Below are 229 nucleotides of genomic sequence, written 5' to 3' on the forward strand. Positions count from 1 at the left end.
CGGAGTGGCGCCGAAGGATTCTTCGTGATAACGCGTCATGTCGAAGCCGGCGACTGCCAGCAGGCGCTTGACCGCATTCAGGTAAGGCGTAGGGCCGCAGCAGAACACTTCGCGCTCGAGGAAGTCGGGCACCATCAGCTCGAGCATCTTGTGGGTGAGGTAGCCGCGATAGCCCGCCCAGGGTTCGCCCAGGCCGTGTTTTTCGCAGATCAGGTGCAGGCTGAAGTTG

Annotated in this window: 1 pseudogene; it reads right to left on the bottom strand. The window is 62.0% G+C overall.

Annotated elements, in window-relative coordinates:
• Positions 1 to 229: pseudogene (locus tag AC0IYH_RS34350) on the bottom strand (hybrid-cluster NAD(P)-dependent oxidoreductase); the annotation flags it as partial.

The sequence above is a fragment of the Pseudomonas sp. AC463 genome (genome assembly GCF_979253585.1).